The sequence below is a fragment of the Photorhabdus sp. RM71S genome (assembly GCF_042879355.1).
In the GTDB taxonomy this organism is placed as follows: Bacteria; Pseudomonadota; Gammaproteobacteria; order Enterobacterales; family Enterobacteriaceae; genus Photorhabdus; species Photorhabdus kayaii.
In genome coordinates, this window is sequence record NZ_JBHFKV010000007.1 from 142,990 (window position 1) to 167,576 (window position 24,587).

General features: G+C 46.8%; 6 protein-coding genes. All 6 read left to right on the top strand.

Translation table 11 applies throughout. The features are described from left to right. Positions 1 to 28 precede the first annotated feature (28 nt). The 6 genes from ACGF5R_RS06435 (at position 29) to ACGF5R_RS06460 (ending at position 24,074) form a co-directional block, all read left to right on the top strand. Entirely contained in the window at positions 29 to 6,166 is a 6,138-nt protein-coding gene (locus tag ACGF5R_RS06435; protein ID WP_387690162.1) for an amino acid adenylation domain-containing protein, read from the top strand. Next, positions 6,166 to 17,886, top strand: coding sequence for an amino acid adenylation domain-containing protein (locus tag ACGF5R_RS06440; RefSeq protein ID WP_387690164.1), 11,721 nt, complete (start codon positions 6,166 to 6,168; stop codon positions 17,884 to 17,886). The genes ACGF5R_RS06435 and ACGF5R_RS06440 overlap by 1 nt, the downstream gene beginning before the upstream one ends. Then, positions 17,883 to 18,980: a Gfo/Idh/MocA family oxidoreductase gene (locus ACGF5R_RS06445; RefSeq protein ID WP_112879125.1), complete on the top strand. Its 1,098-nt coding sequence runs from the start codon at positions 17,883 to 17,885 to the stop codon at positions 18,978 to 18,980. Before ACGF5R_RS06440 ends, ACGF5R_RS06445 begins: the two co-directional genes overlap by 4 nt. Then, positions 18,980 to 19,783, top strand: coding sequence for a thioesterase II family protein (locus ACGF5R_RS06450; RefSeq protein ID WP_387690166.1), 804 nt, complete (start codon positions 18,980 to 18,982; stop codon positions 19,781 to 19,783). The genes ACGF5R_RS06445 and ACGF5R_RS06450 overlap by 1 nt, the downstream gene beginning before the upstream one ends. A gap of 35 nt (positions 19,784 to 19,818) precedes the next feature. After that, a complete protein-coding gene (locus ACGF5R_RS06455; RefSeq protein WP_387690180.1) occupies positions 19,819 to 22,719 on the top strand; it encodes a salicylate synthase in 2,901 nt (966 codons plus the stop codon). Between the two features lie 188 nt (positions 22,720 to 22,907). Beyond that, on the top strand, positions 22,908 to 24,074 hold the full coding sequence (locus tag ACGF5R_RS06460; RefSeq protein WP_387690168.1) for a cupin domain-containing protein: 1,167 nt from the start codon (positions 22,908 to 22,910) through the stop codon (positions 24,072 to 24,074). Positions 24,075 to 24,587 lie beyond the last annotated feature (513 nt).

Here is a 24,587-nt window from a genome sequence, read left to right on the forward strand (position 1 = left end):
TAACCGTCATTATTTATAGGATATCTTCATGCACAAGGATCTTGTCTTTCCAGATTCACTGCGTCAGATCATATCTGGCCTGTTTACTCAAAAAAATACACTGGTGAATGATAACGACGATTTAATTCGCAAAGGGCTGGACTCAATGCAAATGATGGCATTGTTAAACCAGTTGAGGCGTCAAGGATATCGCGTCACCCTTCGTGAACTTTATCAAAAACCCACACTGTATGCCTGGAGCCAGCTTCTGCAACGTCATGCGCCTGTTACTCACACAGCACTTAAGCCTGATGCGGCGCAGCCACTGATTACAGATGCTCGTCCGTTCCCGCTGACCGCAGTACAACATGCTTATTTTGTTGGGCGTTCGCCAGAGCAGACGTTGGGAGGAGTAGGTTGCCATTTATATCAAGAATTTGACGGTATCGGGTTGGAACCTGAACAACTGGAAGCGGCAATTCATAGGTTGATTCAGCGACATCCGATGTTACGAGTGCGGTTTTTGCCCGATGGTCGCCAGAAAGGGATGGCTGATGCTTATTGGAAAAAATTAACGGTTCATGACCTGCGCAGCTTGACAGCAGAAGAACAGCAACAAGCGCTGAATAATATACGTGAACAACTAAGCCATCGGGTATTACAGGTTGAACAAGGGGAGACGTTCGATATTCAGCTAAGTCTGTTTGGTGAGAATCAGCACCGGTTGCACGCTAATATTGATTTGCTGATCATGGATGCTGCCAGTTTTAGCCTGTTCTTTACTGAACTGGCAGCATTAATTGTTAAACGTAACCTGCCTGTTATCCCTTCCGACTATGATTTTTGCAGCTATTTAGCGCAATATCAGGCTCAATTTGCGCAGGCTCGACAAGAAGCAGAGATATTCTGGCGTAACCGGTTAGATATCCTTCCCCCTGCCCCGCAACTCCCTTTGGCTAAGGAACCTTCCCTAATAAAAAACGTCCGCATTCAGCGCAGATGTTTCCGCTTGGCTCCTGAACATTGGCAACGTTTTAAACAACTTGCTCAACAAAATGGTGTTACGCCAACGATGGCATTGGCGACCGCATTTGCTGGTCTATTATGTCGCTGGAATCATGCCCCCCGCCTGTTGTTTAACCTGACATTGTTTGATAGAGCGCCGTTGCACACCGCAGTTGATAGCCTGCTGGCCGACTTTACTAATATTCTGCTATTAGATATTCCCGCTGATAATTTGCCGTTCTGCCAACTCGCTAAAGATGCGCAGGCAACATTTGCCGAAGCTTACGAACACCGCCATTGGTCTGGTGTAGAAGTTTTACGTGAACTTAAAAAACGCGGTAGTCATCCATATGGTGCGCCAATTGTGTTTACCAGCAATTTAGGCCGACCTTTATATGGTGAAAATACCCGTGATGTTCTGGGAAAACCAAGTTGGGGAATATCGCAAACACCTCAGGTATGGCTGGATTTCGTTGCATTTGAACATGAAAACACGCTGAATATTCAGTGGGATAGTAACGATGAACTCTTCCCTGATGGGTTAATGGATACCTTATTTACCGCTTATCAGGGGTTCATTGAACATCTAACGGAAAACGCCACACAGTGGAGTAAAGAATTACCGGATCTGTTGCCTAAATCACAATACCAGCTTCGGTATCAGATCAATGACACAACTGAACCTTTGCCGGATGCCCTTCTGCATGAAGGTGTGTTTTTGCAGGCAGAACGTACACCAAATATTGTTGCTTTGGTGACTAATAATAAGGAAATCAGTTATGGTGAATTAAGTTTGGCCGCTCGCTGGTTAGCAACCGTGTTGCAAAAAATGTCGGTTATACCGGGAGATCGGGTTGCCATTAGCATGGAAAAAGGCGTCGGACAAATTGTTGCGGTATTGGCGATACTTTATATCGGCGGCGTTTATGTACCGGTTCCTGTTGATCAGCCAGTAAACCGACGTCGTGCTATCTGCGAAAGTGCTGGAATTCGTATCGTTATCATTGATCCTGAACAACACATTGATCTTGAAAAACACAGTGATGACTGGTCACAAGATGTACACTGTGTTTCCTGGCATCAGGATGAGCAATGGCCACCTTTGGCAAACATGGTTAAGCGTGCGGTTACTGATCCGGCTTATATCATCTATACCTCTGGTTCAACCGGTATGCCAAAAGGAGTCGTTATCAGCCACCAGAGCGCACTCAATACCTGTTTGGATATCAATCGCCGTCATCAGGTCCAAAGTAGCGACCGGTTATTGGCACTCTCTGCTCTACATTTCGACCTCTCCGTTTATGACATTTTCGGTATTCTCACCGCGGGAGGTGCGCTGGTATTAATTAATGAAGCACAGCGTCGTGACCCATCAACCTGGGAAATGTTGATCGCGCGTCATCATGTGACGTTGTGGAATAGTGTGCCCGCACTGTTCGATATGTTACTGACCTATTGCGAAGGCATGGAGGTCGATGCGCCGAAAGCACTTCGTACTGTGATGTTGTCCGGGGACTGGATTGGCTTGTCACTGCCTGAACGTTACCGCGCCTTCAATCCTGATGGTGTTTTGGGTGCAATGGGTGGTGCAACAGAAGCGGCTATTTGGTCAAACGAATATATCGTCAAAGAAGTTGAAGCACAGTGGAGCTCCATTCCGTATGGTTATCCTTTAGCTAACCAGCGTTACCGTGTCGTAGGTGAAGATGGCCGTGATTGTCCTGACTGGGTTGTCGGTGAGCTTTGGATTGGTGGTGCCGGTGTCGCATTAGGCTACTTTAATGATGAAGAACGCACTTCCGCTCAATTTGTTGTCGATCAAGGGGAACGCTGGTACCGCACTGGTGATCTAGGTTGTTACCATCCTGAGGGCTGGCTTGAATTTCTGGGACGTCGTGATAGTCAGGTAAAAATTGGTGGTTACCGAATTGAGTTGGGAGAAATTGATGCTGCCCTTAATCAGGTAATCGGAATCAGTAAAGGGGTGGCACTCGCCAGTGGCGAAAAAGAGAAGTCGCTAGTGGCGTTCCTTGAATTGGAAGGTGATTCTTTATGCCAACGGGTAAATCGTGCGCCTCAGTTACCCGCGGGCTATCGTGAGCTGTTCCCTGCAATGCACGCAATAACCGCAGATAGCAGTGGACCTCAAGTTGCAATGTTCCTGCTGGAACATCTATCTCGTCACGGTATTACCTTTACTTCACCGCAGTCACTGACGGATTGCTTGAAGCGCTATCAGCCCCAACCGGAATACCATGACTTGTTTGCCCGTATGTTGGCATATCTTTGTCAATGTAAGGTACTGGTTGAATCTACACAGCATATATATCAGGCCGGATGGTTACCTGCTACATCCAATAATGAGGCGATAGGTATCCCGGAACGTTGGCATGCTGTGCTACATGATGTTCTTACCGGGCAACAGACGGCGATCGCATTACTTGACGATCCGCAATTCGCACCGGAACAACAACTGTTTGTATTGCCAGAAACCCAGCAGTGGTTAGCAGGGTTGCAACAGGTCATCACTGCCCTTTCTCAGCGATTACAACGCCCCGTGACTTTGATGGAGTTTGATGCTCGCAGCGGTCGCTGTGCGCAGTGGTTGGCTGAGCATATTACTGATCAGCACCTCTGTTATCTCGGCTTTGAACGTTCTCAAGCATTGGTCAATCAGGCGCAAACACGGCTGAGCGGTTATGCTCATGCATCAGTACAATGTTGGTCTGAACGAAGTTGGCCTGAACAAGTTCCTGAAGCGCTGCAACATCAGGCTGATATTATTCTGCTGAATAACGTATTACATCGAGAAGAAGATCCCGCATGTTGTGTCAAGGAATTGGTACCCCTTGCTCAACCTGGCGCGTTGATATTGGTAATGGAGTTGCAACAGGCATCGTCTCTTTCCCTGATTACGACTGAATTGCTTTCACCTCAAGGTATTCAATTACGTTCTGCGTCACAGTGGTTATCGCTATTACCACAACAATTGCCATTACAGGCTGAAACGCCAATTACCATCGGTAACCTTAATGTGTTATTGATGCGATCAAGTGACAGTGTCACCATTCCTGATCGGGAAAAAATTAAGGCTGCGCTGGCACAGCATCTGCCGGGATATATGATCCCACAGAGTTTGCATATCATTCCTCGCCTGCCACTGACACCTAACGGCAAAATTGATCGTAAGGCGTTGTCGCAAGAACTACAGTCTGCGACAAAAACAGAGACATCATCACGCCGGAATGAAGTGGTTTTGTTAAATGCAGTTGAACAAACCGTTGCTGACATTTGGCAACGTTTGCTCAATACAGAGCAACTGGGCCGTGACAGTGACTTTTTCCAACTTGGTGGAGACAGTCTTCTGGCTACACGCTTGGTTGGTGAACTGACACAACAAGGCTTCAAAGGTGAACTGGGCCATCTTTTCCGTAACCCACAATTAGCTGCATTTGCGGCTACGCTGGTTCCTCTGGCTGAAACCTCATCAGCAGCGTGTGCTCTGCCGAAAGAGCAAAATGAATACCACCCTTTCCCACTCACGGAAGTTCAGCAGGCTTATTTGGTCGGGCGCCATCCGGGTTTCGCTTTAAGTGGTGTTGGCGCGCATTTCTTTATTGAATACCGGATAGAGCAATTAGATGTTCAACGTTTAAATCGGGTGCTAAATCGTCTGATCCAGCGTCATCCAATGCTCAGAACCGTGGTTGTTAATGGGCAGCAACAGGTATTAGAAAATGTCCCGCAGTTCTCCGTCAAACAACATCAATTCACCAATATTAAGCGGGCCGACACATTACGTGAACAGCTTTCACATCAGGTATTAGATGCCGGCAACTGGCCGGTATTCGATTTCCAGCTTGCGCAAGATGATGGAATTATCTCCCGACTATTTGTCAGTCTGGATAATCTGCTATTAGACGGGTTGAGCATGCAGATATTGCTGGCCGAATTAGAACAGCTCTATCTCGACGAGCAACATGAATTGCCACCATTGAAAGTGACATTCCGGGATTGTGTGTTATGCCAGCAGCAAATGCCGACGCACCAGCATTCGCTGCAATATTGGCAGGAGCAAGTGAAAACATTACCACTGGCACCACAATTGCCACTGCGTATTGCCCCGGAAGAGGTTCAATCCCCACGTTTTGTGCGCTATAGCGATCGGTTATCTGCATATGAATGGAGCCAGTTAAAACAACATGCAGCGCCTTATCAGATAACGCCTTCCGCGCTATTAATTGCGGCTTATGCAGCGGTTCTTTCTGCATTCAGTACTAAACCGGAGCTAACGCTCAACCTTACCCTTTTCGATCGTCCGCACTGGCATGAAGATATTAATCACATTCTGGGTGATTTCACTTCTCTGTCATTACTGGCCTGGCGCCCGAAGAAAAATTGGTTATCAAGTGCCCGTAGATTGCAACAACAGCTCTGGCAGGATCTGGATCACCGTCACATTTCAGCAATTAGAGTGATGCGTGAATTGGCACAGAGCCGTAGCCCCGATGCGGCCATTATGCCGGTCGTTTTCACCAGTGCATTGGGAACACACCAAGGGCAATTTCTTTCGCATTCATCATGGATGAAACCCGTTTGGGGTATTTCCCAAACGCCACAAATCTGGTTGGATCACCAGGTTTATGAATCTGATAATGAACTTTGTCTAAATTGGGATGCTGTCGAAGAATTGTTTGAACCGCGTCAGTTGCAAAACATGTTCAATAGCTACATGACGCTGTTGCGTACCCTTGCGGCACAGCCAGAAAGTTGGCATGCAGCACTGGAACAACTGATGCCACGCCAGCAATCCGTGATGGTTGAAAATACTGCTGTTGCCATTGCGCCATCACTGAGTTCAGCGGGATATGACCCACAAATATGCAGCGAAATTCAACGCCTGTTCTTGTCTATAACAAATCATCCTATTAACGCACAACAAAACTTTTTTGAGGCAGGAGCCAGCTCGCTACAGCTAATTCAATTGCATAGCAAATTACAACATGCGGGTTTTTATCATCTTGCCGTGACTGATTTATTTGCTTATCCAACAGCAGAGACGCTCAGTTTGCGCTGCCGGAAGGATCCCCACGACGGAAATCGCCAGTCGATTACCCCTCGTCAGCGTCAACAACAAAAGCGTTTGCAACAACGGGAAAGACGTCATAAAGGAGCTGCATAATGACTGATTTAACACCTCACTACGATAATTGCGATCCTATCGCAGTGATTGGCCTTGCCTGCCACTTTCCGCAGGCGCCAGATAGCGATACTTTCTGGCATAACCTGCAACACGGAGTTGAGTGTACTGTTCCACTCTCCCGTCAAACATTATTAGATGCAGGTATTCCTCCTGAAGTTATTGAGAGTGAAAATTTTGTCAATCGGGCAGCGATATTAGAGAAGGCGGAGCAATTTGACGCCTCGCTGTTTGGTTATTCACGTCAGGAAGCGGAGATGCTCGATCCTCAACAGCGTCTTTTTCTCCAGACTGCCTGGCATGCCCTTGAGCATGCCGGTTATGCGCCACGCCATGTCCCGTTGAAAACCGGTGTTTTTGGTAGTAGCCGAGTCAGTACTTGGCCTTCATGGTCACAATTTTCCATGACTGATGTTGGCAAAGTTAAAGGGCTTCAAGCGTTAATCAGTAACGATAAAGATTATCTTGCGACACGTACCGCGTATAAATTAAACCTAAAAGGCCCGGCACTGACGGTACAAACAGCGTGTTCAAGTTCACTGGTTGCCGTACATATAGCTTGTGAAAACCTGCGTGCCGGTGAGTGTGACATGGCGTTGGCTGGTGGTGTGGCAGTTTCTTTCCCGCAAGAAAGTGGTTACTTGTATCAGCCGGGAATGATCTTCTCCCCTGATGGGCATTGCCGCCCTTTTGATAGCCAAGCAAATGGCACCTATGGTGGCAATGGCGTTGGTGTTGTCACGCTAAAACGCTTAAGTGATGCTCTGCGCGATGGCGATCCCATCATGGCTGTGCTACGTGGCAGTGCAATTAATAATGACGGCAATGAGAAAGTTGGCTTTACTGCCCCTTCGGTTAACGGTCAGCGCAACGTTATTATCGAAGCACTTCAACTGGCGGATGTCAGTGTTGATGATGTTGGGATGATCGAGGCACATGGCACAGGAACGCCTCTTGGCGATCCGATAGAAGTTGACGCGTTACACAGCATATTTTCTGACCGTAGTGTGGCGGTACCGCCTTGTTATCTTGGCTCAGTGAAAAGCAATATGGGCCATCTTGATACGGCTGCCGGCATTGCTAGCTTGATTAAAGCGGTTCTGTCTGTTTGGCATGGACATATTCCACCGACGATCAATGTTCAGCAACCCAACCCAGCTTTACGGTTGGAACAAAGTCCATTCAAGCTGGCAACACAAGGGCAACGCTGGACACAAGCATTACGTACCGCGGGCGTCTCTTCGTTTGGTATTGGTGGTACTAACTGTCATGTCGTCGTGCAATCATTGCCAGAGAAATTACGTCGTCACCGTGTCCATCATGCGCAGACTTCGCCTTTATTGCTCTCTGCTGCTTCTGAATTTTCATTACGTCAATTGGCCCAACGTTATGCGGCTGCACTCAATGGTGCACCAGAGCATCATGCAGATTTGGCATGGACCGCATTACAGGGGCGTGATTTTTCATTACCCTGGCGTTTAGCGTTGACGCTAACGCCACAGAGTGCTGCAAATTTATCCGCTTTTGCCAACAAGAAACCAACACAAAATGTTTTCAGTGGGCAAATCAACAGCGAAAGTAAGCAACTTTGGCAATTTAGCGGCCAAGGTTGCCAATGGTCTGGCATGGGAAAAGCAATGTATGCCAGCTCTCCTGTTTTTTCCGCTATGTTGGATCGTTGCTGTGCAGCCTGTGCATCAGGGTTGGCATTGCCATTAAAAGCCGTGATGTTCGGAGAGCATGATGCCGCATTAGCCACCACCGAATACGCACAACCGGCAATTGTGGCGCATCAGATTGCACTGGCGGCACATTGGCGGGCGCTTGGATTGAAGCCTGATTATGTATTGGGGCACTCGGTTGGAGAATTTGCCGCTGCCGTTGTTGCCGGGATTCTCACACCTGAACAGGTGATGCCGCTCGTTGCGGTACGAGGCAAACTGATGCAAAGCTGCTCCCAAGGGGGCGCAATGCTGGCGGTTTTTGCCAATGAAGAAGAAGTACTTCCGTTCGTTTGTTCGCTGGCATTAGATTTGGCGGTTTGCAATGGCCCACAACACTGGGTTTGGGCCGGTACAGCAACGGAAATTGCTACTTTGGCGCAACGTCTGGAACAACAGCAGATTCGTTGCCAACGTCTAAACGTTGCCTGTGCAGCACATTCAGCCATGCTTGATGGCGTACTGGAGGCATTTTCTCTGCGTTGTAGCCAGTTGCAACCTACATTGGGGGAAATCCCGCTGATTTCTACCCTGACAGCCAATATTGCAACGGCTGAACAATTGGGTTCACCAGACTACTGGCGTAACCATATGCGTCAGACCGTACGCTATTACCCGGCGGTTGAATTTGCTCGCCAGCAAGGGGTGACATTATTCATGGAGATGGGGGCTGATGCACAATTAACTGGCATCGGGCGGCGTGTCAGTCTGCCACAGGAAACCTGGATTGCTAGCGTACAGCGCCAAGGCTCTCCAGAGACAACTCAGCAAACGGCTCTTATGCAACTTTACTGTGCTGGTGTGCATCTTGACTGGCCGCATCTTTTCTCGCTTACTGGGGAAAAATGTCATGCTCCGCTCTATCCATTTGATGAGCAGCATTATCGCTTCCCTGCAACCAAATCTGTGCAGCCCACAACCAATATCAATACTGGACTTGATGTCAATGCTCTGCTCGATCCTGCCATTGAGCAAAACCCCGATGCTGCAACACTACGTGAGTTGTATACCGATGCATTGGTATATCAATGTCATGGGCGTGATACTGAACAAGGTTTCAGTGCTATCGACACTATTCGGGCTGGCCGTCTGCAACCTCGTTGGCGCCCTTTGTTGGAACAATTGCTAACCTATTGCGTCCAGCAAGGTTATTACCGGGAAGTTTTTGGGCCAACAACAAGTAAAATGTATCGTCCTGATCGTCCCCTGCCATATGCCAAACGCAGATTATTAGAGGCACGTTTACTCACTGCTTTCCCTGCTTTGATTTATGCGGGTGAGCGTCTATTTGCCCTGTTAAGCGATCGTTGCGATCTGCCGCGTCAGTTTGTATCAACACAAGCTGCAACCAACTCATGGCTTCCCGCACCACAACCGTGCCCCGATACCCACTATGCCCTACACTGGCGTACAATAAACATCACAGATAACCCAAGATCTTCAACGGCATATACTCTCCGTTCTTCAACTGAGAATGACGAGATAGTTAATCATTGGTGTCAGGCGGGTATTCATTTACAGCCAGAAAGCGGAAATATCTTATTGCTGCTTACTGGCAGTGATGTACTTGAATTATGCAATCAAGTTATTACCGAACTAAAACGTGATGAAGAAATACCATTAACCGTTGTCACCTGTGGCGCTCAACCGGAAACCACTTTATCACCAGAGAATATCAATCCAGCTCAATATGCTGTCTGGGCATTGTTACGTGTCGCAGTTGAAGAATATCCCCATCGTCGTATTCAAGCGATTGATATTACTGATATCAACGATGCTGACGCTTTGTCATTAGCGCTTGGATATTTAAGTGAACATAACCGTTGGCTGAGAATACGTGGCAACCAAGTCTCTGTACCCGTTTTACAACGTCAATCCTTACTGCTTTCTCAACAGCCGATGTCGATTCCTCATCAGGGTTGGCATATCGTAACTGGGGGAATGGGCGGAATTGGTCAGATTTCCATCCGTTGGTTGTTGGCTCAAGGTGCACGTAGAATCGCGGTACTTGCCCGTCGTCAACATGCGGATTGGGATGCTTTTGTTCAAGAGTTATCACTGAATATTGAATGTGAGATCCGCTGGATTAACGTTGATGTTACTGATACGCCAGCTTTGTTAAATGCAGTGCAGACGCTGGCACAAGAGGATGGTATCGCCGGGGCAATTCATGCGGCGGGTATCGCTGATCACACCCAGTTGGCAGAACTTGAACCTCAACGTCTGTCACAAATGTTATCGATAAAAGCCCTAAGTGCATCGGCATTGCAAATTGCTCTTAAGCAACATAATGCACACTATCTGTTGCTTCATTCTTCTGCCGCATCAATGTTAGGTGCTCAAGGGCAAGGTGCTTATGCCGTTGCCAATGCTTACCTGGAATCTTTGGCGCTGACAGCACCGAGTCCGTTGATGGTAAAAACACTGGTTTGGGGTGTTTGGGGTGGCGTTGGTATGGCCCGCGAGCGGCGATTAGTGGAAAAATTGGCACAAGATGGCATGTTACCGTTCAGCGTCAATGAAGGTATCTGGCATTTTTATCAATCTCTGCGTACCGCATCTCCTTGCTATCTGGCAATACGGTTAGATGAGCATCATCCTGATATTTCGCGACGTTTACAGGCTGACACTGCTCATATCCATCCAGTGGCAACCCCAGCTCCTTCATACTCTGTCGATAACACGCTGTATCAGGACAGTGAAGAACGGCTTAATTGGTTGCGTCAACGTATTGCTGCATTGCTACGATTAGAACAGCCTGAATGTTTGGCACCGCAACAGGACTTACTGCAATTTGGTTTGGATTCCCTGCTGTTCCTGGAGCTAAATGCGGTGATCCACCAGCAATTTGGTTTCAGATTAACTGCCGAGTTGGCTTATCAGAATATGACTTTAGAGGGGCTTAATCGGCTTATTGGCGACGCATTACCTGAACAACCAGTAACCTGTTCTCAGCCCGAGATCATTATTGACAGCGCCCAACGTCATGCTCCATTCCCGTTAACACCCATTCAGCACGCTTACTGGATTGGTCGTACTCAGGCCATTGATTTCGGCGGTGTCGCGTGTCACGTCCTATTTGAATGGGATTTGACACTGGATAGTTTTGATATTCCGCGTTTTGAACAGGCATGGAATGCTTTAATTCAGCGTCATGGCATGTTGCGCATGGTCGTGGATGAAGACGGACAACAAAGAATTTTGCCTGAAACGCCTTGGTATGTGTTATCACAAGATGATTTGCGGATGTTGGATGAAATCGCTTGCCAACAGGCGCTGGTTCAGCGTCGTCATACGCTTTCTTACCAAGTCCCGCCAGCAGAACAGTGGCCGTTGTTTGAAGTTTCTGTTTCTCTGCTACCGAATGCACGCTGTCGCTTACATATGAATCTGGATCTGTTGCAGTTTGACGTACAGAGTTTCCGGATCATGATGGACGATTTGCAACGCGCTTACCACCAGCAACCCCTGATCCCGCAGGTGTTTACTTTCCGTGACTATGTGATGGCGGAACAAGCTCAACGGGCAAGTAAAGAGTGGCAGGCATCATGGGCATATTGGCAGGAACAATTACCTTCGTTGCCTCCGGCGCCAAGATTACCGCTGAATCCACAACTGCCCCAGCGTAGTCAGCCACAATTCACAACTTATGAAGGTCGATTAGCACAATCTGATTGGCAAATGCTTAAACAACGCTGGCAACAATGGGGCGTGACTCCTTCTGCCGGTCTGCTGACGCTGTTTGCTCATACTCTGGAATGGTATAGCCGTCATCCGCTGTTTACTCTCAACCTGACATTCTTTAACCGGCAACCTTTCCATCCAGAGGTTCAAGATCTGATTGGTGATTTTACCTCAGTCATGTTGATGGATTTTGATTTGCGCAAAATAATCTCCTTGCGTGCCAGCATGGAGAAAACACAAGCTTTGCTGTGGCAACGGCTGAGCCATAACTATGTCAATGGTGTTGAGGTGTTGCGAGAACTTGGCCGTCAACAAAATGGTGAAGCTCAAAGCAGGCAACCGCTGACGCCGGTAGTTTTCACCAGCATGTTGGGAATGGCACAAGAAGGCGTCGCCATTAAACAATCCATCACTCAGTTACTGGGTGATCCAGTCTTTGTTCTGAGTCAAACCCCGCAAGTCTGGCTGGATCATCAGGTCATGGAAGTGGATGGTGATTTACTGTTTAACTGGTACTGCATGGATGATGTATTGGCACCGGGGGTTATTGAAGCACTATTTGCCGTTTATAATGCTCTGTTAGTGCAAATTTGCCATCAGACTGACTGCATAGAACATTATGATCTTCATATCCCCCCTTCCGGTCATACCCGTTATAACTTCTGGCCGCAACAACCCGAATTGCATCAAGCTGAACAATATTTGCGTACTAAACCTGAAGTACGGTTGGCAGAAATTCAGCCACGTCAGGACGATACGCAAGGTTATAACTTATGGCTGGTGGCAGAAGATAATTTGCCATTATCGCTACCAGAACCATTGTCAATAAACACCGATGTGTTACCGCTGCCTGAGTTGGCAGAACAACAGTCATTTGAGCGTTCCTGGCAACACATTGAACAGCAAGCGTTATTTGGTCTGAGCCAGACATTACTGCGTCATAATCTGTTCACTTATCCTCAGCAATGTCACTCTCGTGCAGAGATTGAACAACGTTTACAACTGGCACCACAGTATCAGCGTCTTCTTACCCAATGGCTGACGTTATTAAACAACCAAGGATTGATTGAAAAAACCGCTGATGGATACCGTTGTCTGCAACCGCTTACTCATGTTCTTGCTCCTACAGCAAAACTGGACGATGCCGTATGGTGTCAAACGATTAGCCGTTATGTTGCAACATGTATCGAGCAACATGATGCCCTGCTTGCCGGGCGAGGTAATGCGTTGGAACTGCTGTTTGCCGATAAACAGACCACTGCCAGCCTCTATAGTGAGAATCCAGCGTTACGATGCCTGAACCAAACTGCCGCTGAAATTGTCCGGCAATTGAATCAAGTATCTGATCATTTCACTGTACTGGAAGTCGGTGCAGGAACTGGAGCAACCTCATCGAAGGTGCTTAAGCACAATGCACAATCGATTGAACGCTATCACTTTACCGATGTTTCGCCGCTATTCCTGGATGATGCACGCCAGTTGCTCAATCATTATGGCGAAACTGTAAAATTTGCGCTGTTCGATATTAATCAGCGTATTGATTTTAGCCAGCATCCTGAGTCCGGTTATGATCTGATTATGGCGGTTAACGTGTTACATGATGCAACCCATCTGCGAAACACCTTGCAACGCCTGTCACGGTTACTAAAAACCGGTGGATGGTTGCTGATTATTGAATCGACGAAACGCGAAAGTGCGATGCAACTCGCCAGTGTTGGTTTTATTGAAGGCATTAATGCCTGGAGTGATGATCGCGGCGATAGTGCATTGATGGCGCTTGCGGACTGGCGTAAGTGCTTGGAGAAATCTGGCTATCGGGTTTCATTGGAATGGCCGGGGCAAGATGGACCAGAACTGCATCAACAACTGATTCTGGCGCGTGCTGAACGGCAAACACGGCTCAATATCAGTGAAATAGCGGCACAATTTTCCACTTTGCCTTATTCATTGCATGTTCAACAGCAAGAACAATTACCATTGATCATGACCGCTAAAGAGAGAGTAGCACAGCGATCAACTCTGGAAGCAGTACAATCGGAAACAGCGGATAACCAGCTCCATGATATAGAGCAGCAGGTAATCGCGCTCTGGTGTTCACTGCTTCCTCAGCCAATACAGCGCCACAGTGACTTTTTCCAAAGTGGCGGTGACAGCTTAATTGCTACCCGAATGGTGGTGCAATTGCGTCGTCAAGGTTACGAACAGGCAAATCTGCAACAGCTTTTTGAACATCCTAAATTGAGTGAGTTTTGTCGCACCTTGCGAATAGTTGAAACAACACCCGCTACACAGGCTGTTCCACTTGAGGCTAAGCCAGCATCGGAGCAGACGCTTCCACTGACTGCGTTGCAATATGCCTATTGGTTAGGCGAAAGCCAGCTATTCCAATTTGGTAACGGCATTGCGCATTTCTACGCTGAACTGGCTATCAACGATCTTGATCTGCCACGTTTTACCGCAGCTTGGAACCGTGTGGTGAGCCATCATGCGCAATTACGTGGCTATGTGAAGGATGGGCAATATCATATTCTGCCGGAAGTGCCCTGCTATACCCCGACGGTAATTGACTGTCGTAACATGATGCCTGATCAACGCGAGACAAAACTCGCTGATGCCCGCGATATCTTGCGCACTAAAGGTGTTCCTAGCGATAACTGGCCGCTGTTTGATTTGACGCTATATTGTACTGATGACCGGGTATGTTTATTGCATTTGACTATCGACCTACTGGTTGCTGATGGCAAAAGTCTGACGTTAATCCTACGCGATTTGCAACGCGGATATCAGGAACTTAACTGGCAGCCAGAACCACCGGCAGCGACTATTAGTGACTATATTCAAGCACTGGAGGATGAGAAAACGGGGGAAGCCTGGCAACAAAGCCAGCAATATTGGCTTAATCGCTTACCTTATCTGCCTGATGCTCCTGTGTTACCGTTAAAAGATCATCAGTCACAAGAACTTAATCAACAATGTCTGACGGGATATATCAGTCCGCAACAATGGCAGCGTTTGCAACAACGTGCAGCAGAATACCGAGCTTCACCATCACAGGTTATGCTGACGTTATTCACCCATATTCTAGCGGTATGGAGCAACAGCGAGCATTTCACCATCAATGTTCTGCATGGCAACCGACTGTTAATGCCGCAACATTGCGATACGCTGGTCGGAAATCTGTCTACTACATCATTATTGGAAGTGGATTTACGCAATAGCACAGGATTCAGTGACGCGCTAAGTCGGATACAGAAACAGTGGTTAGCTGATCTGCAACATGCTCTGTTTGACGGACAACTGGTACTCCGAGAGAAAAATCAGCACCGTCACAATCTAAACGCCGGTATGCCGATTGTGTTCAACGATACAACCGGTACTGCGGGCCAGGGGCCATCAGGGCTGGGAACGCTGAATCTCTTTGGTGCGCAAACACCGCATATTTATCTCGACTGTATGCTGATTTCCGGTTCAGATGGTGGCGTTATCATTCAATGGGCAATTTTGCCGCAACTGTTCCAGCCACAAGTTGCAGAAAACATGTTTGCGCATTATCAGGCTAGTGTCGTCGCCCTGCTTGAACCCGATTACCAATGGAGCACCTTACTTCCAGAGTGGCTCCCGGTAAGTGATCGGATTTTGTGCCAAGATAGTAATGCGACAAAGAATGTGTTTCCGCCCCACACACTCTGTTCGTTAATTGAGCAGTCGGTAAATCGCTACCCACAACGTACCGCTGTAGTCGATGCTTATCGTCAAATCGATTACCGCACTTTGTGGTCACAAAGCCTGACGCTGGCTGCCCATCTACAAGCACAAGAAAATCAGCATTCGCCTCTGATTGGCGTGGTGATGGAAAAAGGTTGGGAACAGATTATCGCGGTTATAGCGATTTTATTGGCGGGACGGGCTTATCTACCTATTGATGCCAGCTACCCGCAACAACGCATCCATCAGCTATTGGCATCAGGAGAAGTTGATATTGTATTGACTCAACCTAAGTTTGCTCAACAGCTGAGTTGGCCTGATGGTGTACAGGTTATCTCTCTGGATGAAATATTACTTAACCGCTTGCCGAAAAATACCGGTGAACAGCGTTTGTCTGCCCATCCTGAGGATTTGGCTTATGTGATTTTCACATCAGGTTCTACTGGCAAACCGAAAGGCGTGATGATAGATCATCAAGGTGCGGTTAATACCATTCTTGATATTAACCAACGTATTGCTCTCAATGAACACGATAGCGTACTGGCAATATCAGAATTGACATTCGATCTTTCAGTTTATGATCTGTTCGGTACTTTAAGTTGTGGGGCAAAACTAGTTATTCCTTCTCCTGGTGACAGCCGACAACCTGACAAGTTATTGACGCGGTTACAACAAGAATCAGTCACAGTTTGGAACTCTGTTCCGGCATTTGTACAACTGCTTGAGGAGTACGCCAGAGATTATCCGCACTCCTTAGAGAGTCTGCGCTGGATATTGATGAGTGGTGATTGGATACCAACCAGTTTGCCAGAAAGATTATCTGCCCTTCACCCTGCCCTGAATATTCTTAGTTTGGGCGGTGCAACTGAAGCGTCAATCTGGTCTATTGCCTATCCTATCGTTCAGGTTGATCCAAACTGGCACAGCATTCCATATGGAAAACCACTGGCTAATCAGACTTTCTATGTGCTTAATGCAACGCTTTCACCCTGCCCGGTTTGGGTAACGGGGGAACTCTATATTGGTGGACAAGGGTTAGCGCTAGGCTACTGGGCTGATTTAGAAAAAACTGCACAAGCCTTTATTACCCATCCTCAAACCGGTGAACGGTTATACCGCACTGGTGATTTAGGGCGCTGGCGGCCAGACGGTAATATTGAGTTTCTGGGACGCAATGATCATCAGATTAAGATTCGTGGCTATCGGATTGAGTTAGGCGAGATCGAACACCGCTTATGCGAGCATCCGGATATACAACAAGCGTTAGCGTTTGCACATACTACGTCAACCGGTGCATTGCAACTCGTTGCGGGTGTACGTTTATCTGATGAAGCCCCGCTATCTACAGAGCTTTTACCGGTTCTGCCTCATTGGTTGCAACAGACCTTGCCCGTCTGGATGTGTCCACAGCGATTTATCATTCTTGATACGATCCCTATATCCGACAACGGCAAAATTGACAGACGCGCATTGGCAGTTTTGGTTGAGGAGGCAGCACAGGAAATCAATCTTGCATCGTCGGTTGCTCTCAGTGTGACAGCACAAGCTGTGTTGAACCTTTGGCAATCAGTATTGGAACAACAAGCTATCAGTGTGCATGAGAGTTTCTTTACGTTAGGTGGAGACTCTCTGGCGGCGGTACGGTTAATGGTGAAAATCAATCAGACTTTTGACCGTCAATATCCACTCAGCCTGTTACAAACTTACGATACCGTACACTCTTTGGCTGAATTCATTGAACATCAGCCAGAAAACCCTTGCCAAGGGGTGATATTGAACGAGGGAAGCGTTGAACAACCTGTCCTGTTTATCGTCCATCCTATTGGTGGGCATCTGTTGGGGTATCGTCATTTAGCAGCCAATTTCGGTGACCAACGCATGATTGGGTTGGCATTTTCGCCAGATAATTTAAATACAGATACTCCTTCTGTGGCAGCGTTGGCGGCTGACTATATCAGTCAAATCCGAGCTTTCCAGCCACAAGGACCTTATGCCTTGGCAGGATGGTCGTTCGGTGGATTGGTGGCTTATGAAATGGCTCATCAATTACGTGCGGTGGGTGAAAGTGTTTCTCAATGTATCCTGATTGACTGCTTTGCGCCAAATGTGCGCACCGATTTGACGCTGAATGAAACATTTTGTCATCGTCATTTCTTGCTCGATTTGCAGGGGCAATTCCCTGGTCTGACGTTGAATAATCATGTTATCGCAGCTGATACTAAGACTTTCCTTAATGCGTTGCACGATGCCTTGCCGCAATCTGCCAAGATTGATAGCTCGCTGACCGCACTTTATGACGTGTGGCGTCATAACCTGAATGCGTTGCTTGACTACTGTCCGCCGCAGACTTCACAGCCTTTCTGGCTTATACGGGCAGCACAGGCACTACCTGATTTTATGGATTATCTCGATCCAACCACTATCGCCTCAATCGATCTTGGCTGGCAGGCTTTTGGGCCAGTCAATGTGACACAACTTGCGGGCGATCATTACACCTTGTTCCAACATGAACATGTTGGCTCATTGGTTACTTGTCTGAAAGATATCTTGAATTCAGTACCAACCACTAATTTTGTTAAGGAGAACATATGATAAAGCCACGGCGGGTTCTGATTGCCGGTTCGAAATTTGGCGAATTATATCTTAATGCGTTCTTACAACCTCAGTCTGGTTTGGAATTAGCCGGTATTTTGGCACAGGGCAGTGCTCGCTCGCAGCAACTTGCCTGTGATTTTAATGTGCCCCTATTCCGCTCACTGGATGAACTACCAGATGATATTGATATTGCCTGCGTGGTAATACGGGCGGAGGTTATTGGCGGCAAAGGCGATCAGCTCACTCAGGCACTTTTGGCGCATGGAATTTCTGTCATTCAGGAACACCCCCTTGATGCCGAAGCCATTAAAAGACATCAATTAACCGCAAACAAACATGATGCAATGTTTTGGGTAAATAGCTTTTATAGCCAATGTCATGCTGGAAGAAGTTGGTTACATGCGGCGCGGCAAATCACTCACTTATCACAGCAACGTCCGGTAAGTGGTTATCTGACAACCAGTCGCCAATTGCTATTTTCCGCGCTCGATCTGTTGTTACAGGCATGTCACTGTCCGGAACAGATGGAGATAGTCTATGTCGGTCAGCGAAGCAGTGCATTTCATTGCTTTGAACTTAGCTTCGCAGGGACAACAGTAACATTAAACGTGCAATCCTATCTGGACCCGAGAGATCCCGATATGCACAATCTGGTAATGCATAAAATGACGCTGATCTGGCCTGTCGGTTATCTTACGCAGGAAGCCAGTTACGGGCCGGTCATCTGGACACCCGTTCTTCATGCACCTGATCATCTGAACAACGAACAAAGCCTCTACCTGAATGCCAGCCAGCCGGATGATAACTATCTGTACCAAGCAACATCACAAATTCTTTGTCCGGCAACCAAAAACTGGATGACAGCATTTGAATGTGATGGTGCTAAAGGTGTGGCATTTCTGCTCAATACCTTAGGTTCTGTATTGAACGGTGCCCTCTGCCCACCGGCTTTTGCTTACGATTACCAACTGCGGTTAGCAGGTTTATGGCAACAAATTTTGCGTATTATGGGAGAGCCTGTTACTCAGGATTTATCGTCCCCTGTTTGGATTGAGCCAGCAAAATTGATGTTAACTAAGGAAGAATGTTGATGACGTGGTCACTCCCTACACACCCGATGATTCGTCCTTGCCTGACGACTCACGGCAAACCCAAATACACGCTGTTAATCTGCCCCTTTGCCGGGGGCAGTACCAGTGCATTCCGCCACTGGTCCACACTAGAAAATTCAGATATAGCGGTTTCACTAGTGATTTACCCCGGACGAGACAGTCGTATGACGGAAAAGGCAGCCACCAGTATTGCGACATTGGCGCAATCACTTTCTGACCTGATGGTGTCATTCACCTCCGCACAAAGAGAGAACCTGATACTTGTCGGTCACAGTATGGGGGCCCAAGTTGCTTTTGAAACTTGCCAACGCCTTGAGCAACAAAATTGTTTACCCAAGGCGCTGGTGCTTTCGGGGTGCCATGCACCTCATCTTCAATCCCGCCGCCAACTTAGCGGATTACCTGATCATGAGTTTATTGAACAATTGATTGATATCGGCGGTTGTAGCCCGATTTTGCGAGAAGATCCCGGCTTGCTTGCGCTGTTCTTGCCGATGCTACGGGCTGATTTTCTTGCTACGGAACATTATCACCGGCTCGTTCAGACTGACGCGATAAAACTGCAAACACCAACATTGCTGCTTTATGGCAGTGAAGATAAAGAGGCTTCTGCGATAGAAGTTCAGCAGTGGCAACAATGGCTTGCGGACGGAGAGCAACACCTTTCATATCGCTACAAGGAGATTGTAGGCGACCATTTTTATATTACTCAAGAACCTGAGAATTTTATTCGCCACGTTACACAATTTATACAATATGTTTGTTTACAGGAGTTCGCATAATGGCACCTTTTTCTATTCTAGGGAAAACACTTACTATGGCGCCAGACTACCTTTGGAATGGCAAAACGCTGGACCAACAACTTGCCGGGTGGTCTGGTATTTGGGGTGATAAAACAGCGCTGATCTATCAAGAACAACAACTAACTTACCGTGAATTGCACCAATTCGCAGAGAGATTGGCCAGCGGACTATTTCGTCGTGGGATCCGTCGTGGGGATAACGTTATGGTACAACTGCCTAACCGTATCTCCTTTGTCGTTACCTGTTTTGCCCTGTTCAGGCTCGGTGCTCATCCGGTGTTATTAATGCCGACACAGCGGACTCATGATGTTCATGCTCTTTGCCAGATTGCACTCCCGGTTGCTTACATTATCCCTGATTGCTTCCATGATTTTGACTACCGAAAAATGGCACGAGAAATTGTGGCATCTTGCCCCGATCTAAAACACATTATTGTTGATGGAGAAGCGGAAGAATTTACCGCATTGGCATCCATTGATGATGAACCGGTAAATATTCCCGGCCCAAGTTATGGTGATATTGCTGTATTGCTGCTTTCTGGCGGAACAACCGGTACACCGAAACTCATTCCCCGTACTCACGATGCTTATACCTATGATTTTGTGCTGTCAGCCCGTCTGTGTACGGTAAATACAGAAAGTGTTTATCTAGCCGTATTGCCTGTGGCACATAACTTCACACTAGGCAGTCCCGGTATTTTGGGCACCCTTTCCCAGGGCGGAAGTGTCCTTCTGAGTGATACCGCCAGTTTTGATGAGGCCATGCCGCTAATCGAGCAACACAAAGTGACCCATCTGGCATTAGTACCAGCTCTGGCTCGGCTCTGGGAACAGGCTCGCGACTGGGAACAAAGCGATCTTTCATCCTTACGCTGTTTGCAAGTGGGTGGTGGCAGGTTGACACCAGAACTAGCGGAGCAAGTAATAGCACGCCTTGGGCCTTTGCAGCAGGTGTTTGGTACAGCGGAAGGATTACTCTGTTATACCCGATTGGATGATCCCCACGAGGTCATCATTAATACCCAAGGGCGTCCGTTATCAGAAGAAGATGAGATCAAAATTGTTGATACCAATTTACAACCTGTAGTACCCGGCGAGGTAGGAGAACTGATTACACGTGGTCCCTACACTATTACGGGATATTACCGTGCAGAGCTGCATAATACCGTGGCTTTCACCGCCGATGGGTTCTATCGCACCGGCGATCTGGTTCGTATGACCTCAGATGGCAACCTGATCGTTGAGGGCAGAATTAAAGAGCAGATTAACCGCAGTGGTGAGAAAATTTCGACCCAAGAAGTTGAGACCTTGCTGCTGCAACACCCTAACATTGATGATGCCGTTGTCATTTCTGTGCCTGATGAACTGTTGGGTGAACGAACCTGCGCCTGTTTACCTAACAACGGCAATCAACCGGAACCGGTGCAGATAGCGGCATTTCTACAACAGAAAGGGGTTCAGCGTCATAAAATTCCTGACCAATGGTTGTTTGCCCCATATTGGCCACTCACCACCGTGGGAAAAATTGATAAACGCCGCTTGGTACAGATGGCACAAGCAGAACATGGTCGCCCAATGCAGCAATATCATGAACAAACTGTTGTTATTACCAGCACTCCGTTAGATTTGATCACACATTTGCTTTCAGACGACGATGCACAACCTTATATGCTCTATGAAACAAAAGGTGAATGGTCACTTGGGATAGGCTGTGCAGCAACCATTAGTGCAGATGCATCGGGACAATTAATTGATCCACAAGGTAATCGTCATCCATACGATATCAACACGTTAAGCCAAAAACTTGAACAGGCGCTCAATGCTCTTCCTATTCAGAATTGGCGGGCTTATGGAAGAACTTTATTTGAATTCTCCCATATGACCTACGGGTTGCTATTAGCACAACAAAACGAAGCGTTAATAAAAATCACTATTCCACAGCATGAATTACGCATAACTCAAGGACAGGTTCTGATACGAACTCTCGAAGAGAGTCAACTCGCCATATTGAGGGAGAAAATCAGACGGGCTGATCAATTCGGCACACCTGCTTTCTCATGTACAGAAGATATGGAAATTATCAATACGTCAGATGCGGCGAAACGTTATCAAGATAACGTCGCCAATGCTGTTAAGGATATTGCCGCAGGTCACTACCAAAAAGTGATCCTGTCACGTCGAGTTGAACTTGGCTCGGATATTGATATGCCACACAGTTATTGGTTAGGCCGCCAAGCTAACACACCTGCTCGCTCCTTCTTCTTACGTGATGAAGATTTCTCTGTTTATGGTTTTAGCCCGGAAACTGTGGTTGAAGCGGATGGTTCAGGCTGGGTTAGCACGCAACCATTGGCTGGTACCAGAGCATTGACACATGATAAAGATCAGGATCAACGATTGAGAGCAGATTTGCTTTCTGACCCGAAGGAGATCTCTGAACATGCTGTTTCGGCTAAATTAGCATTAGAGGAACTGGCACCGATTTGTCAGGCTGACACACTTTGTGTATCAGAGTTTATGGCGATTCGTGAACGGGGTTCCGTACAACATTTAGCATCACGGGTAAAAGGATTGCTACAAACAGACAAAAATCGTTGGGATGCGTTCATCGCTCTGTTCCCGGCAGTCACCGCTTCGGGGATACCGAAAAAACCTTCTTTACAAGCAATTTCACGTTATGAAGGCGAACCACGTCGGCTTTATAGCGGTTGTGTCATGTTATTAGATAGCTCAGGTAAACTAGATGCGGCGCTGGTATTACGTTCTCTCTATCAGTATCAAGGTCGCTGTTGGCTCCAGGCTGGCGCAGGGTTGGTCAGAGATTCAAAACCAGAAAGAGAATGGCAGGAAACTTGTGAAAAACTTGACTGCATTATGAAATACGTTCGCCGCTACCCCGGAAAAAAGAGTAAATGAAGTAATAACACCTCTGGGAAAACCAGAATTGTTTCTGGTTTTCCCTAGACGACTCATTTTCTACTATGCTTAATCAGTCACCTCTAATTTTTCCTTCTGTGACAACCAGTAACTTAAAAAAACCAAACAAATAGATATCAGCTTGCAACTATTCTTGCTGGTGCCCATTTTACTTGGAGGCAATAAATATGTTTTCTCGTCGTGATATCTTGAGGGCATCCGCAATTGGCGCGGCGGCTGCTAGTATGGGTAGTATGATTAAATCCGCTGTTGCTGATGAACAGCACAATACTATTGCCGCTGGTAATAGTAAACCATCCACAAATGCTAAAAGTTTGTATAAATATAAATTCACAGATAGTAAAAAACGGGTATTGGAAAATGGATGGGCGCGGGAAGCTACGATAGAACAATTCCCGATATCTGAAGGGATTGCGGGCGTTGATATGTTACTTGAACCGGGTGGTGTGCGTGAACTTCATTGGCATGCTATTGCCGCTGAATGGGCATATATGCTTGAAGGCCATGCACGTATTACCATTATCGATCCGGAGGGCAAAAGTGAAGTAGCTGATTTTGGTCCCGGCGATGTATGGTATTTTCCCAAAGGTCATGGTCATTCCATTCAGGCGCTTGAAGATGGCGCACATTTTATTCTGACTTTTGATGACGGGCACTTCTCGGAATTTGGCACTTTCAGCATCACTGATTGGATAACACATATGCCGAAAGAAGTGCTTGAGAAAAGTGTCAACATGCCGGCATCCGTTTTTTCTAAAATTAAACAGGGTGAAGCTTACATCGTCGGTGGAGCTATCCCGCCAAAACTTCCCCTACCTGCTGACGATGGCGGATTGAATGATGCTCCACTCACCCACCGTTATGAACTCTTGAAAAATAAACCTTTCTTCGAGAACGACTCAGGGAGTATTTATCGGGCATCATCGAAGGAATTTCCCATTTCTACAACTATCACTGGTCTCATTGAGATCATCAAACCCGGCGCAGTACGTGAGCTACATTGGCATCCTAATGCCAACGAGTGGCAATACTACATTTCAGGTAAAGGACGTATGACCGTGTTTAGTTCTCATGGACACGCACAAACTGCAAAATATGGGCCGACCGACGCCGGTTACGTTCCTCAGGGATTTGGTCACTATATCGAAAATATTGGCAATGATGATCTTAAGGTACTGATTGTATTAGATAACGGTATCTACCAAGATATTTCACTTTCTGATTGGTTAGCTAAAACGCCGTCTTATCTGCTTGCGGATAACTTCAACAATAATCCCTCCGATTGGGTGGACCGTCCTAAGGATAAGCTAGTCATATCGCGCCGTAGGACTTGAGATATTACACTTTGTGGTGTATTGAAAACCTATATGACTTTGTATATCAGAAATAGCCTCGTTTACACGAGGCTTTATTTAGCAGTAGTAAAAATGATTAAAGAAATAGATGTTGATCTTAATATGTTAGTTTAATTAAAAGAATATAGAATCTTGTAAATGATAATCGTTTTACAGGTTAATCATTTTTTCACATAATTAACTTTCTCTTGTTACTTTTGTTTCCCTTTTTCGGTAATCGAAAACTACCTTTTTATCGGTAATTAGGTCAGACAAGGGTTAAAAGAATAAGCGCTTTATTCCCTGTCATGTTTAATGATTATTTTACACTTATACAACCTGCCGTGACCATCTAAAAACGTTTTGTTAACATCAAGTTATCCTATTCTCCAAGTTCGTTTGGCTTTAGTGCTTTCTCTTTTTTATTTCACTTATTAAATTATTTATTTAACTAATCTTAACGTAATGATTTAAATAGAAAAATATCAACATAAGATGTGAAAATAAAATCTT

Bases quoted from the DNA above. Each gene is read 5' to 3' on its own strand.
- ACGF5R_RS06445 (WP_112879125.1), top strand. From the start codon at position 17,883: ATGATAAAGCCACGGCGGGTTCTGATTGCCGGTTCGAAATTTGGCGAA.
- ACGF5R_RS06460 (WP_387690168.1), top strand. From the start codon at position 22,908: ATGTTTTCTCGTCGTGATATCTTGAGGGCATCCGCAATTGGCGCGGCG.
- ACGF5R_RS06435 (WP_387690162.1), top strand. From the start codon at position 29: ATGCACAAGGATCTTGTCTTTCCAGATTCACTGCGTCAGATCATATCT.
- ACGF5R_RS06455 (WP_387690180.1), top strand. From the start codon at position 19,819: ATGGCGCCAGACTACCTTTGGAATGGCAAAACGCTGGACCAACAACTT.
- ACGF5R_RS06440 (WP_387690164.1), top strand. From the start codon at position 6,166: ATGACTGATTTAACACCTCACTACGATAATTGCGATCCTATCGCAGTG.
- ACGF5R_RS06450 (WP_387690166.1), top strand. From the start codon at position 18,980: ATGACGTGGTCACTCCCTACACACCCGATGATTCGTCCTTGCCTGACG.